11 protein-coding genes are annotated in these 13,982 nt (G+C 46.7%); 3 read left to right on the top strand and 8 right to left on the bottom strand.

The genetic code is table 11. The annotated features are described in order from the left end of the window. Window positions 1–78: 78 nt before the first annotated feature. On the top strand, window positions 79–567 hold the full coding sequence (locus OCV19_RS05265) for a hypothetical protein (RefSeq protein WP_009847182.1): 489 nt from the start codon (window positions 79–81) through the stop codon (window positions 565–567). 77 nt (window positions 568–644) lie between these two features. Here the strand turns inward: OCV19_RS05265 and cyoE are convergent, their stop codons facing one another. The 7 genes from cyoE to OCV19_RS05230 all read right to left on the bottom strand — a co-directional run bounded on the left by cyoE (window position 645) and on the right by OCV19_RS05230 (window position 10,405). Beyond that, the gene (cyoE, locus tag OCV19_RS05260; protein ID WP_065675660.1) at window positions 645–1,517 is read right to left on the bottom strand and encodes a heme o synthase; all 873 of its coding nucleotides are present in this window, start codon (window positions 1,515–1,517) and stop codon (window positions 645–647) included. Between the two features lie 8 nt (window positions 1,518–1,525). Next, window positions 1,526–1,837 (bottom strand): cytochrome o ubiquinol oxidase subunit IV, encoded by a 312-nt coding sequence (gene cyoD, locus OCV19_RS05255; protein ID WP_016786088.1) that lies wholly within the window; start codon window positions 1,835–1,837, stop codon window positions 1,526–1,528. Further along, window positions 1,837–2,454, bottom strand: a complete 618-nt coding sequence (gene cyoC / locus OCV19_RS05250; RefSeq protein ID WP_065675659.1) for a cytochrome o ubiquinol oxidase subunit III — start codon at window positions 2,452–2,454, stop codon at window positions 1,837–1,839. Before cyoC ends, cyoD begins: the two co-directional genes overlap by 1 nt. After that, window positions 2,444–4,531 (bottom strand): cytochrome o ubiquinol oxidase subunit I, encoded by a 2,088-nt coding sequence (gene cyoB, locus OCV19_RS05245; RefSeq protein WP_065675658.1) that lies wholly within the window; start codon window positions 4,529–4,531, stop codon window positions 2,444–2,446. The genes cyoC and cyoB overlap by 11 nt, the downstream gene beginning before the upstream one ends. A 5-nt stretch (window positions 4,532–4,536) precedes the next feature. Then, complete coding sequence (cyoA, locus tag OCV19_RS05240) at window positions 4,537–5,433, bottom strand: ubiquinol oxidase subunit II (RefSeq protein ID WP_083994271.1); 897 nt, start codon at window positions 5,431–5,433, stop codon at window positions 4,537–4,539. Between the two features lie 749 nt (window positions 5,434–6,182). Next, window positions 6,183–9,281: an efflux RND transporter permease subunit gene (locus OCV19_RS05235; RefSeq protein ID WP_065675656.1), complete on the bottom strand. Its 3,099-nt coding sequence runs from the start codon at window positions 9,279–9,281 to the stop codon at window positions 6,183–6,185. Between the two features lie 8 nt (window positions 9,282–9,289). After that, window positions 9,290–10,405: an efflux RND transporter periplasmic adaptor subunit gene (locus tag OCV19_RS05230; protein ID WP_065675655.1), complete on the bottom strand. Its 1,116-nt coding sequence runs from the start codon at window positions 10,403–10,405 to the stop codon at window positions 9,290–9,292. A 200-nt stretch (window positions 10,406–10,605) separates the two neighbouring features. On the opposite strand from OCV19_RS05230, the gene OCV19_RS05225 reads away from it, so the two are divergent. Then, entirely contained in the window at window positions 10,606–11,220 is a 615-nt protein-coding gene (locus tag OCV19_RS05225) for a TetR/AcrR family transcriptional regulator (protein WP_065675654.1), read from the top strand. A 94-nt stretch (window positions 11,221–11,314) separates the two neighbouring features. Here OCV19_RS05225 and OCV19_RS05220 read toward each other — a convergent pair whose 3' ends face one another. Next, entirely contained in the window at window positions 11,315–11,833 is a 519-nt protein-coding gene (locus tag OCV19_RS05220) for a lipocalin family protein (protein WP_083994270.1), read from the bottom strand. A gap of 320 nt (window positions 11,834–12,153) precedes the next feature. Between OCV19_RS05220 and OCV19_RS05215 the strand changes: the two genes are divergently transcribed. Next, window positions 12,154–13,902 (top strand): amidohydrolase, encoded by a 1,749-nt coding sequence (locus tag OCV19_RS05215; protein WP_065675653.1) that lies wholly within the window; start codon window positions 12,154–12,156, stop codon window positions 13,900–13,902. Window positions 13,903–13,982: the final 80 nt, after the last annotated feature.

Here is a 13,982-nt window from a genome sequence, read left to right as displayed (position 1 = left end):
TTGTGGTCCCTTTTTTTATCGTCAGGTTCGGCTTCTGCCGTCAGATTCTTAACCCTGTTATAGGTCTCGATAACCATTATGTTAAAACGATTTGCTCTGATTCTTTCGCTTACCTCTTCACTCACGTTTGCCTGTGGTCTTCACCAAGATACCGGATTTAGTTTGGTGACAGAGCCCGGTTCACTCGAGGTATTTGGCAACGTCATTACAGCCAGACAAGACGATGAATTCAACAACCTCAATAAGCCGGATCACTTTCGAGTCTTTGCCATCAAGGCCGCGCTTGCGAAACCCCACCCAAGCAAAATTGAGTTCAACTTGTTCGAAGCAATCAAAGGTCATTACAGCCAAGTGAAATTTGAGAAGGGGGTCGATGTCTCAGGCAGAGATACTTTGCCTACCGAGGAAGATCTATTACTAATTACGGAACTCGATGTGTTCGATGCGTTAGCAACTGGCACCATCTCTTGGGATCACGCAACACTAAACGGCTTAGTGATCATCAACGGCCCACAAGATAAACGAGAGCAGCTTGAAGATTGGCTGAGTGATATTTTTGAAGGGTAATAGCTTAAAGCGGGACAGATAAAAAGTCGTCAAACCCTCGGACTTCAGAACATTGAGGGTTCAACGACAAACTTAAATCAAAAAAGCGTAGGCAACGGAATCAACTCCAGCCCCAGTACACCACTGATGCTCATGACCACCAGCAGAGAGACCTTGAAGACGGTCTTTGACCACTGGATGTAGTTGAGGCAATCAACTTTGCGAAATGTCACTTTGGTCCACATAAAGCAAACCGCCGCCGACACCGCGAGGTATTCATAACCTGCTTCCCCGAGTAGGAACAGCGCCAATGATACTGCACCAAACGCCACTACATAGGCTTTCATGTGTTGATGCGCTTTGTCGACGCCCTCTTTCACCGGTAACACAGGAATGCCTGCATCTCGATAATCTTGAAGGCGGAACATCGCGATCGCGTACGAGTGTGGCATTTGCCATAAGCAGAACATCACAAACAACAATACCGCTTCAAGGCTGATGTAATTCGTCACCGCCAAATAACCCACCAATGGCGGAACGGCTCCCGAAATACTGCCGACTAAAGTGCCATAAACCGATGTACGCTTGTACCACATGGTGTAGAAAAAGACGTAAAACACATAGCCAAGCAACACCATGACCGCAGAGATCGGATTAGCGAACTGGAACAGAAGCGCTGTGCCTGAGAGTAGTAAAACCAAGGCATAAACGAACGCGACGTCTGTATTGATGTTGCCTTGGACCAATTCTCGATTCTGTGTGCGTTTCATCTTTTGGTCGATATCTCGATCAAAGATGTTGTTCACAACACAACCTGATGCAATCACAAGTCCCACTCCCGCTAATGTTGTGACTAACAACATCGCACTGGCGGGTTCTGTTTTTGCGGCGAGGAAGAACCCCGCCGCAACAGAAATCAGGTTGCCGAAAATGATGCCCGGTTTGGTAATAGACAGATATCTTTTCAGCATACCCTAGCCTACAACTTCATGTTGACGTTCATGTTGTAGATGATCCATACCGAGCCAGCGATAAGAATCAATACAACAATGGCAGTAAACATCAATGACACCAAGTTCCAACGCCCATCGGAAGATTTCGCTTCCATGTGCAAGAAGTACTTAAAGTGGACAAAGATTTGCACCAGCGCACAACCGAACAAGATCACGTAAGTTTCCGTGCTTGGTAGCGCATGTGCCCACACAATGTAGAACGGAATAATGGTGAGAATCAGTGACGCAATAAAGCCTTTCACATAATCCGTTGCACCGCTGTCTAGATGCTGTTCCATTACATCACCCCCATTAAGTACACGATGGTAAATACACAAATCCAAACAATATCAAGGAAGTGCCAAAACAGGCTTAAGCACTGGAAACGCATCGACATGTTGTCGTTCAAGCCTTTGGTTGAAAGCTGGTGATAAGCCACCGCCATCCAAATCAGACCAAACGTTACGTGCAAGCCGTGTGTGCCAACCAAGGTAAAGAATGCTGAAAGGAACGCACTCTCTTGAGGACCATAGCCTTCTGCAATCAAGTGATGAAATTCATACACTTCCATACAGATGAAGGCTAAGCCCAATACGAAAGTCACTTTGATCCAGCGCTTCAGTCCGGTCACGTCTTTGCGCTTCATCGCAATCATGCCAAAGCCGAAGGTGATACTACTGAACAGCAGCATCATGGTTTCGACAAACACGAACGGCAGTTCAAAGATGTCTTGACCTGTCGGCCCTGCAATAGATCCACTCTCAAGCACGGCATAAGTCGCGAAAAGCGTGGCAAACAGGACACAGTCACTCATCAAGTAAACCCAGAAGCCAAACAATTTATTGCCCGCAGCTTCATGGTGATGATCATGCGAGTGTGCAAGATCATAAGTGTGTGACGGAGTATTAGCTTGCATACGTCGTCTCCAAATCATCTTTATTTTCGTTGTTATCACTATCAGTATCACTGTCAGCGCTGTTACCACGACCAGAGTTGTCGCCCTTCACTGACTGTTTCCTCGCTTCTTCAAGCTGTGCACGTCGAGCCGCTTCAATCGCTTTGATCTCTTCAACTTCCACGTAGTAATCCACATCGTCGTTGTAGCTGTGTTGAATACACGTCACCACAATGCCCACTAAGCTTGCAGCCGCTAGCCACCAGATGTACCAAATCATTGCGAAGCCAAATGCCAACGCCCATGCAGACACATAAATGCCTGTCGGTGTATTATTCGGCATGTGAATACGTTCGTATTCTTCTTCCTGAGTTGGATCAAACTCACCACTTTGCTTTTGATACCAGAACGAATCGATCTCATCGCCATTAGGCAGTTTTGCGAAGTTGTAGAACGGCGGTGGTGAAGACGTTGCCCATTCGAATGTGCGTCCGCCCCACGGGTCACCCGTTAGATCTCGGTTTTGGTCGCGGTCACGAACACTCACGTAAATCTGCACGAACTGACAAACAACACCCATCGCAATCACACCCGTACCTGCAGCCGCAACCGCCAGTAGAGGGAAGAATTCAGGGTTGATGTCTTGGCTCAAACGACGCGTCATGCCCATAAAGCCCAGAGCGTAAAGCGGCAAGAACGCCATCAAGAAACCGATGATCCAGCAGTAGAATGCGCGTTTGCCCCAAAGCTCGTTCAGAGTGAAGCCGGTCGCTTTCGGGAACCAGTAGCCAATCGCAGCAAAACAGCCGAAGACCACGCCACCGATGATTACGTTGTGGAAGTGCGCGATCAGGAATACCGAGTTATGCAGGATGAAATCTGCGCCCGGAACCGCCATCAATACGCCTGTCATACCACCAACAGTGAAGGTGATAAGGAAACCGACCGTCCACATCATTGGAGTGGTGAAGCGGATACGACCTTTGTACATGGTGAACAGCCAGTTGAAGATCTTAACCCCGGTTGGGATTGAGATAATCATGGTCGCGATGCCGAAGAAGGCATTCACATTGGCGCCAGAACCCATAGTGAAGAAGTGATGCAGCCAAACCACAAACGCTAAAATAGTGATAGCCACCGTCGCCCATACCAGCGAGGTATAACCAAACAGTTTTTTGCGAGAGAAGGTTGCAGTCACTTCAGAGAACACACCGAAGATAGGCAAGATCAGGATGTACACCTCAGGGTGTCCCCATGCCCAAATCAGGTTCACATACATCATCACGTTGCCACCAAGGTCGTTGGTGAAGAAGTGCGTGCCGATGTATCTATCCAACGTCAGTAACGCGATGGTGACCGTTAGGATTGGGAAAGAGATGATGATCAGGATGTTGGCACACAGAGATGCCCAAGTGAATACAGGCATCTTCATCATTGGCATAGACGGCGTACGCATGCGCAAAATAGTCGCGAAGAAGTTCACACCCGTTAACGTGGTACCCACACCGGATATTTGCAGCGCCCATATCCAATAATCGACCCCGACTCCTGGGCTCGCCTCAATGCCAGACAGCGGCGGATACGCCAACCAACCCGTTCGGCCAAACTCACCCAAGCCCAGTGACATGTTGGTTAGGATAATACCCACCACAAACAGCCAGAAGCTCAAGTTATTCAGATAAGGGAATGCAACATCACGAGCACCAATTTGCAGCGGTACGATGATGTTCATCAAACCGATAACCAATGGCATCGCGACGAAGAAAATCATGATCACGCCGTGAGCCGTGAAGATCTGATCGTAGTGGTGCGGAGGTAAATAGCCTGTCTCACCAGCTGCAGAAAGCAATTGCTGACTGCGCATCATGACCGCATCGGCAAAGCCACGAACTAACATCACCATCGCAACCGCAATGTACATGAAGCCCAGTTTTTTGTGGTCTACAGATGTAAACCATTCATTCCAGAGGTATTGCCATTTACCAGCTTTAGTGACCGCGTACACCACTAAAGCACCCACCAAAGCAATCATGGTTAAGGTGACCAAAATAATGGGTTCGTGGTAGGGAATTGAGTCTAGAGTTAATCTTCCAAACATGACGATTATCCTTGGGTTTCCGGCAGACAGTTCATTGAACCAGGGTGCTGGGTCACGACATCAGTGAATAAAAATGGTGGGATACTAGAAAACAGCGTCACAGGCTCAGCCACACTTGGCGCGGCCAATGAACGGAACTGCTCCCAATCTTCGATGCGATCAGGACTTGCTTTCACTTTCTCTACCCAATTTAAAAACGCCACTTGATCAGGCATGGCCGATGCGGTGAATTTCATCTGAGAGAACCCTTTGCCACTGTAGTTCGAAGCAAAACCTTTGAAGTCGCCTTCGTGGTTTGCAATCAAATTCAACTTAGTCACCATTCCCGGCATCACGTAGATCTGCGAACCAAGACGCGGGATAAAGAACGCGTTCATGATGTTGTCTGAAGTCAGCTTAAACGTCACCGGAACATCTTTTGGGAACGCAACATAGTTAACCGTCGCAATGTTTTGCTCCGGATAGATGAACAGCCATTTCCAGTCCAGAGAGACCACTTCGATCACCATGGGTTTAACGTCACTTTCCAGAGGCTTTGATGGCTCCAGTTCATGGGTTGTTCGCCAAGTGATGGTGGCTAGAATCGCAATAATGATGATTGGAATTGTCCATACCACTATTTCAATTTTGGTTGAGTGCGCCCAGTCTGGTGCATACTCTTCCGTGGTATTGCTTTCTCGGTATCGGTAAGCAAAGTAGATGGTCATCAGAATTACTGGGATGACGACAATCAACATCAGCAACAGAGCCGTAATAATCAGCTCTTTTTCCTGAACGCCAACGCTACCTTTTGGGTCGAGCAATGCGGAGTTACATCCTTCGAGCATCAGAATGGTTCCCAGCAAACCAATCTTCGACAAACTTGTCCTCGATAAAATGCGTTTATATCTTGAAGCTTCCATTAACTTTCTCGATGGTTATCCAGCCTCAGAACGAATGCCTAAGTACTGGTTGTCATGATCATTAGAATATTTATGTGTTGAGCATGTGAAACGCCGCATCTCAAAAAGCAATGCAATAGAGCCCGTTACTGCTGGGTTAAAACCACACAGAAAATATGACTTAATTGTTACACTTTGAAATGCATTGTTACATTTGGCGCATTATGAAGAGTTGAATTTGAAAGCTCACCAAACAAACTTGGAAACTAACCTTCCATTTATAGATGCGAAAACTAAGAAGTAGAAGATGATTAAGACACACACCTGTAGCGTGCTACATGGGTAGAGCCAGTGCTGACAAGGGATTTATAAAAAGCAGATAAACACTCGCGCGTCACCACAGCTCAGAGCCAGTTCAAGGTACATTAGAAAGAGCGAATAAATAGAAGTGTGACGCCCGTCAAGATTGTGAATTCACACACCATTTACAAGGTATTCACTGGTTAGATTATTCAAAATACCCACTCATTCACCAGCAAGATAACCAAGCATTCACCGATGCACTACTGTGACGGATTGAAAGAATATTATGACTAACAGAAAGGATAATTTGACTCATTGAGAGCGTAATAGCGGTGAAAAGACCAACAAAATGGTAGATATTGGGATGAATTTATTGAGAATAACAACACCATAATCGAGCCAGATACGGCTCGATTATGGGCAATTGAAGAGCAGTTAAATAGAAGAGACGTTAAATTGAAAAACAGTTATGCCGCTTGAATCGCGATGGTTTTTCGCTGATTTCGAGTCATCAAGTGATAAACCACCGGCACAAAGTAGAACGAGATAAGCGTGGTTAACACGGTACCGCCCACAATCGCGACCGCAAACGGAGGCCAGAAGCCACCACCAGCGATGATCAATGGCATAAAGCCGCCCACGGTTGTGATCGTGGTTGAACTGATATGGCGAGTACACGACATCACAGCTTCTACCACCGCATCCACATTGCCTGATGAAGCCTCTTTATCGAGTTTCAATTCGGTCAGAATCACAATGGCCGCGTTAATCGCTAAGCCTGCAATCCCGAGCATCGCGATAATCACCGTAAAGCCAAACGGATAACCGAAAATCCACACCGACAACAACCCTAGCCCACCCGCCAATCCTGCTACCATGAAGATGATGCTACTCATTCGGAACGAGTTGAATGACATCACCACCACCAGCACCATTAATACCACCACGACTGCGACATTCGAGATGAGGCTGTTGACTGAATTGTCTCGTTCAGCAGATTCACCACCAAAACCAATCGTGTAGCCTGATGGCATCTGATAGCTTTCTAGGCGTTTTTGGAACTCATTAAGCACAGTTTGAGGTAAAACACCCGCTTCAATATAACCCTCAATGGTATTCACACGTTGCCCATTACGGCGGGTGATTGCACCTCGACTTGTGGTCAATTCAAGCTCAGCCAAAGTAGACACATTGATACCCGTAGAATAGACATCAGAGCTTATCGGCAAGCGAATATTACTCAGGTGAGCCAAGTTTTCACGCGCATCATCCGCGACACGAACACGGATTGGTACCGATTCACTGCCCTCAATCACCGAGCCACTTTCACGACCTGTCAATGTGGTTTGCAACATACCAGCAAACTGGTTCAATGAAATACCATTCAGTTTTGCGGTGTCTTCATCGACCTTCAACCACACCTTCGGCGTACCCGGTTGCAGGGTTTCCCTTGTGTGCGTGACATGAGGGACACCTGCCAGAATCAAGCGTACATCTTCACCAATCGCTTTTAACGTATCGAGGTTTTCACCATAAACACGCAGTTCAACAGGCGCAGTAAATGGAGGCCCTTGGTTGAGCTTACGTACCAAGATTTGTGCTTCCGGCACTTCTTCATCCAACACCTTTTGCAACTGTGGAATTAGCGCATTGGCTTGGTCAAAGTTCTCTGTTTTCACCATCGCTTGCGAGAAGTATGGCGCATTATTTTGCCTCGCTTGCAGGTTGTAATAGAAAGATGGGAAGTTAGCACCCACTAGCCAATCAATGCGTTCCACTTCGGGGTAACGATGAATGATGTCATCGATTTTCTCAGAGGTGTTTTTGGTGGCGTAAATGCTCGCTTGCGGTGGCATATAAACCTGAATCTCAAACATGTCTCGGTCTGATGGCGGGAAGAATTGTTCAGTCAACTGAGACATACTCCAGTAACCGGTAAACGGTACTAACAGCACCAAAGCAATCGTGATGATTGGATGCGTGACACCAAAGCGGACAGAAGATGAGAACCAGCGCGTCAAAGCCGGGATTCTCAAACCCGTCATGTACCAATGGTGCTGACCTTTCTTATCAACATCACTGAGCTGTTTCGGCAGTAGCTTGGTCGCCAAGCCTGCAATCAAGGTGTGCGAGATGATGTAAGAACCGATCAACGAGAAAGACACGGTAATCGCAATGCCACCGACGAACTCTCCCGATGCACCCGGCATCAAAATAATCGGGGCAAACGCCAACACGGTGGTTAAGGTTGAGCCTAATAACGGCACCCATAAATGCTTCAATGCGTTCATGGTCGCTTCCGCTCGTTGTTGCCCTTTCAGGCGATAAGCTTGAATGGTATCAACCATTACCACCGCATTATCCACCATGATCCCGAGCGCTACAATCAAGCCCGTCACCGACATCTGGTTAATCGGCACACCGGTCATTTTCATGATCGACAGCGTCAGCAATGAAGTTAACGGCAGGGAAATCGCCACTAAGATCGCGGCGCGCACACCCAAGGTGACAAACAGTACGATCAAAATCAGACCAAAGCCAATCATCAGGCTTTTACCCAAATCGTCCAAGCGTGTTTCGGTATAGCCTTGTTGATTGAAAAGCATGTTGACCTGAATATTGCTCGGCAGCTCTTGCTCAAATTGACTGATTAGCGCGTTAGCTCGCGACGTCCAGTTATCAACTCGCAGATCTGGGTGCATTCTTGCCGCGACAATCACACCCGGCTCACCATCAATAATGGCAATCTGGTCTTGCGGGGTTTTCTCACCACGTTTCACAGAAGCAATGTCTTCCATGCGGATGATGTGACCATTGCTGTCGGTGGCGATTGGTACTTGTTTAATACGTTCAATGGAATCAAGCTCAGACTTAATCTCTAAGCCAAAGCGAGAATAAGCACTGACCAATTCACCGGCAGAGTTTTTCGCATCTGCTCCTTCCAAAGATTCTGCAATATTGGCACTTGAACGACCAAGCGCGGCAGCATCAGCAGTGCGTAAACTGATTTGAATCTCTTCTTGCGGCATCCCGTATTCATCAACGAATTCAGTGCCCGACAAGGTTCGTAATCGCTTAGCGAGTTCTTTGGCATAGCGCCCCAGCGTTAATCGGTCAGGCTCGCCAGCACCAGACCAAGTTAGCGCCGTAATCGTGGTAAAAGCATAGGTATGGTCACTGTCGAGATCGGGAGAGTGAGAGCCCGCAGGCAAAATGGATTCGATGTCAGATAGTTTGTCACGAGCTTGAGACCAAACTGGCTCTGGCTCGGTAATCACATCATTGAGTTCCAATGTAACAATCGACACACCCGGTCTTGACGTCGAGCTGACGAGTTTAACCTCACTCAGCTCACGCAGTTTGTTCTCGATAACCTCGGTCACCAAGGTTTCAACACGCTCAGCACTGGCGCCGGGGAAGCTCGTTGTGATGTTCGCGTAGCGGTTGATAATGACAGGATCTTCTGCACGCGGCAGAGTCATGAATGCAGAAATGCCACTCACCATGAGCAGTGCGGTCATTAAGATAAGCAATCGAGTGTTAGAAATAGTCTCTATGATTTTCATACTATTTCCTATTCAGCAGTAACGCTGGCTGGCTTCACGGTTTGGCCGGGAACCAAACGATGTAAACCACTGGATATCACCTGCTCACCTTCGCTGATTGCACCGCTCACGTAGGCTTGTTGGTTGTTGGCAAACAACACCTGTACGCTTCGACGTTCAACTTTGTTGTCTTCACCAATAACGAAGATATTCCACACACCACGTAGGCCATCGATCAAACCAGTGAGCGGAACCCAGTAACCTTGGTCATCGATTTGCTCATCAAACTTAAGGTACGCAAGTTGCCCTTCTAAAACAGAAGCTTGCTCCGGAAACAAGTAACGTAGGCCAACACTGCGAGATTGAGTATCCACCATCGCCCCCGGATTAAGCAGGCTCACAGCGAAATCGTCTCGCCCGACACGAATACTTGGTGAAGAAAGCGAGGTTACTTTTTGCATTTGATGGGCAGGAATACCAATGAACGCTTCTTTACCTTCAGAGGCAAGCAATGTCAGGGTTGGATTACCTACATTTACAACATCACCTAAGGAGACAAAGCGTGTTGCGATGGTGCCTGAATATGGCGCAAGAATTGTCGATTTCACCAGCTTCAATTGATTGCCTTTTACTGAAGCATCAATGCGCAGCAAGTTCGCCTGCAATACACGTTGTTCACTAGTAAGAGAATCAATCTCAGCCTCGGCACTGAAGCCTTTTGCTTTCAGTGAACGTTGACGCTTCAAGTTTGCCGCCACAAGGCTCAGTTGTGCTTTGACTTCTTCAGCTTGCGCTTTCAGTTGGCTCGATTCAGTCTGCAACAGCTGGGTGTCTAACCGGATTAAGGGTTGACCTTCGGTTACTGTGTCACCGACATCCACTAGAATCTCGTTTACTTTACCCGCCAATTCAAAACCAAGATTCGCCTGTTGCCCTGCTTTTACCACACCAACATATTCACGCTGTACCGCATAAGAGGAAGACAGCGCCAAGGCCATCGTTTCCACGGTTAAAATGGTTTGGGCGCTCGAAGCCGTTTCAGTGGTTGAATCAACCGACTCTTGGGCTTGTTCCTTTTCGCCACATCCAACAAGAAAAGCCGATAGAGATAACGCCACCGCACTTCCCTTCATCAATTTATACATACTCACTGTTCCTATGCGGTACTCAATCCAATTCTTTTTTTAGACTAACCAAACCAAACTAGACTGTCTAGTTTGATTATGTTAAAAATAAGTTTCATCGTTAATGATTGATAAAACCATCACAAAAAGCATAATGCTTAGCGCAGAACGAAATGCATTGAACTGAGCAACACCAAGTACCAAGCAACGAGAAACAGCACGTGACTAAAATCATCAAGAGTGAACAGAAGAGATCGCAGATCTTAACCGCAGCAAGCCAACTTTTCTCTGATCATGGCTTCAAGATCAATATGGATCAGATAGCGAAAGCAGCGAACGTTTCTAAGCAAACGGTCTACTCCCACTTTAAAAACAAAGACGAACTTTTCGAAACCTGCATGCAAACCAAGTGTGCGGAACGCGAACTCAACCCTTCAGCGTTTGATATGAAGGCCACTTTGGAAGAAGAATTGGTGAAGTTTGGTGTGAAGTTTCAAAATTTGTTACTTGATGAGCAGTCTAGGCAGACCTTTCAAAATGCGGTGAGCCAATCCAACACACATCCAGAAATTGCTTCTATTTATTTAGAAACAGGGCCACAGAAGACCACTAAGTTACTCGCTGATTATTTGCAGTCGAAAATAGATTCGGGTGACTTAACGCTTTCAACATCAAGTTCACCGATCATTGCTGCACGACAATTGTTGCTGATGTTTCATGGTAAGTCGGCTTATTGGGCATTCTTCGGACACGACAGCGGCGAGTCTGATAATGAAAGACTGAATTACACGCGTGAGTGTGTCGCGCTATTCTTGAACGGCAACCAACCTCGCTAGTTGTAGCTCTATCTTTGAATAAAAAAGGCACAGAGAAATTCATCCTCTGTGCCTTATCAATCATCAACCACTCTCACCAATAACAGCGATCGGTTTATTGGGTATGTTCCACAACGATCAGCTCATCGGTATTGAACCCACGCTCTTTCGACATCGCTTTAAACTTCTCCATCACTTCAGGTGCGACTTCAGGCGTTCTTGCTAGCAGCCACAAGTAATCGGTGTCAGGGCCAGAAACAAACGCGTACTGGTATCCCTCTTTGTCCAATTCAAACACCACATAAGCGCCGTAGAAAGGGCCAAAGAAAGACACTTTCAAATAGCCTTGTTCAGAACCTTCGACAAAATACGCTTTGCCTTCCGCTTCGTTCCACTCACCCTCTTCGGCAGAGTATCCACGGTTAATCACCTTCACGCCGCCATCATCACGCAGGCTGTACTCAGCGCTGATGTTGTCTAAGCCACGCTCAAACGAGTGATCCAAACGAGCCACTTCGTACCATTTTCCTAAGTATCGATCCAACTCGAACTGTTGAACGGGCTTAACCGTTTCGGGCATGCCCACACAACCACCCAATAAGATCACGCTAAGCAGCAATAATATTTTTTTCACCCTAACCTCGACTTGTTTTTATTAGTAATGCGAGTAAGTCTCGTGAAAACATAAACTTACATCCTTGGTAATACGTTAAATCCATTTTTATAGTTCACTTAACTGTAATTTATTCAGAACCTTATGTGAATCGTTTAGTCTGTGAATGAATTCGCAATCCTTTATTGGTGAGTTATATTCCCACAACCTCCTCAAAAGATCCTGGAATTACATGCAAACAAGAGAGCAACCAAGGACACTTTATTATTAAAAATTCACGATATGATTCTTGCCACTCGCTTTCTATACTTACTAAACAGTGGAACATGGAAGACATAATAATGAACAACAAGCTCACTCTGTCACGCACTGCATGGATAGCATTACTCGCAAGCTTATCGGCCATAGCGCCGGTGCTTGCACAAGCCAACACTATTGTTCAAACACAAACAGCAGTTCAAGCGCAAACAGCCGTTAAAAGCCAAAGTGCAGACCAGATTTTTACCAATGCAGATATATACGGGCATCGCGAGTCGGACTCGATCGTTACCCATAACGGCAAGATCATCTTCATTGGTAACCAATCACAGGCGCATACTTTTCAAGGGCAAAGTACTGATGTCATTGATCTAGACAATGCCTTTGTGTTGCCGGGATTCATTGACAACCATAACCATGTGTTTGAAGCCGCCTCAGAGCTGGGTGGAAATTGTGAACTCGACTCTGAAGCAACGTTAGAAGAGCAAATCCCCTACTTAGAAGCGTGTAAGATCAATGCTGATACCGATGGCAGAGGTTGGCTAATGGGTTATGGTTTTTCTTTAGAAGCGACGCTCGATAGCGACTCTGAATACACACCACTTGAGATCATCGACAGCATCTTCCCGGATCGCCCAGTGGTGATCATGGAGCAGACTTCACACTCGATGTGGGTCAACTCTAAAGCACTGAAAATTGCTCGAATCAGCCAACAATCTCCGACCCCACAAGGCGGCGCTTATTTAAAAGACCAAGACAGCGGTAAGCTCAATGGCATCTTATTAGACAATGCTGGCGATCAAGTGATGGAGATGGCTTGGAACAGCCAAAGCGAGCTGTTTGAGCAAAGCTACCAAGGGTTAATGTTCGGACTTGAGGAAGCGGCAGCCCACGGCATCACTACCATTGGCGACGGTCGCATGTATTGGAAACGAGGTTGGTATGACGTTCGGTTAGAGGCCGAACAAAATCAAGACTTAACGGCGCGTGTATCGCTGCGCCCTTGGGTATACCCATCGATGGCAATACCTTCTCAATTAGAAGTCTTTGAGAAGATGTATTCCGACGATAAAAGCCGTCTGTTACTTGTCGATCAGGTGAAAATGTACAGCGACGGCATCTTTATCAACGGCACCGCCAAAACGCTCGCACCCTACTTAGATACTTATCTTCCCCAGTCTCCTAATGGCTTGAACTATATTCCACCAGAACAAATGAAAGAGTGGCTAACTGCGCTCGAAAAAATAGGTTTTAGCGCCCATATTCATGCGATTGGTGATGGTGCCGTTCGTGAATCGCTTGATGCGATAGAAAGCATTCGCAAACAAGGTTCAACCAAGCCCTACACCCTAACCCATGTCGAATTAATCAATGATGAAGATGTGCCACGTTTTCGCCAATTAGACGTGACCGCAGATTTCCAAGTCGGCTCTGATTACGTTGCAAGGCATCAACACCAATGGGCCGAAGCTTTCCTTGGTGCTCGCCGTGCCAAAGCCATGATGAACTTAGACGCGATACTTAAGACTGATGCCAATATCACCTTAAGCAGTGACTGGAACGTACACGACATCAATCCTTTAGTCGGCATCGCGAACAGTTTGATTATGGGTAAAACAGGCCTAACCGATATCTACACCGCGATTGATGCTTACACGCTTAATGCAGCCAAAAGTCTTGGAATTGAAGACGTAACAGGTTCTATTGAGGTAGGGAAATCCGCTGACTTTGCCATTCTCGACCGAGACATCACCACAGTGTCAGCAAGACAAATCGCTAAGACTCAAGTGTTGATGACGGTGTTGCGCGGGGATGTGGTTTACGAAAAATAAAGCCAATTAGCGTATCGAATTGGTTATCGCAACTCACACGAAAACGAAAACGAGCCAGCTTATTCAGCTGGCTCGTCTGT

This window comes from Vibrio celticus (assembly GCF_024347335.1).
In the GTDB taxonomy this organism is placed as follows: Bacteria; Pseudomonadota; Gammaproteobacteria; order Enterobacterales; family Vibrionaceae; genus Vibrio; species Vibrio celticus.
The sequence above is the reverse complement of the archived record's forward strand: the minus strand, read 5'-3'. Positions and strand labels throughout refer to the sequence as shown.

Coding starts and splice junctions, on each gene's coding strand:
- cyoB (WP_065675658.1), bottom strand. CDS start 4,531: ATGTTTGGAAGATTAACTCTAGACTCAATTCCCTACCACGAACCCATT.
- cyoE (WP_065675660.1), bottom strand. CDS start 1,517: ATGCTGAAAAGATATCTGTCTATTACCAAACCGGGCATCATTTTCGGC.
- OCV19_RS05215 (WP_065675653.1), top strand. CDS start 12,154: ATGAACAACAAGCTCACTCTGTCACGCACTGCATGGATAGCATTACTC.
- cyoC (WP_065675659.1), bottom strand. CDS start 2,454: ATGCAAGCTAATACTCCGTCACACACTTATGATCTTGCACACTCGCAT.
- OCV19_RS05230 (WP_065675655.1), bottom strand. CDS start 10,405: ATGTATAAATTGATGAAGGGAAGTGCGGTGGCGTTATCTCTATCGGCT.
- cyoD (WP_016786088.1), bottom strand. CDS start 1,837: ATGGAACAGCATCTAGACAGCGGTGCAACGGATTATGTGAAAGGCTTT.
- cyoA (WP_083994271.1), bottom strand. CDS start 5,433: ATGGAAGCTTCAAGATATAAACGCATTTTATCGAGGACAAGTTTGTCG.
- OCV19_RS05265 (WP_009847182.1), top strand. CDS start 79: ATGTTAAAACGATTTGCTCTGATTCTTTCGCTTACCTCTTCACTCACG.
- OCV19_RS05235 (WP_065675656.1), bottom strand. CDS start 9,281: ATGAAAATCATAGAGACTATTTCTAACACTCGATTGCTTATCTTAATG.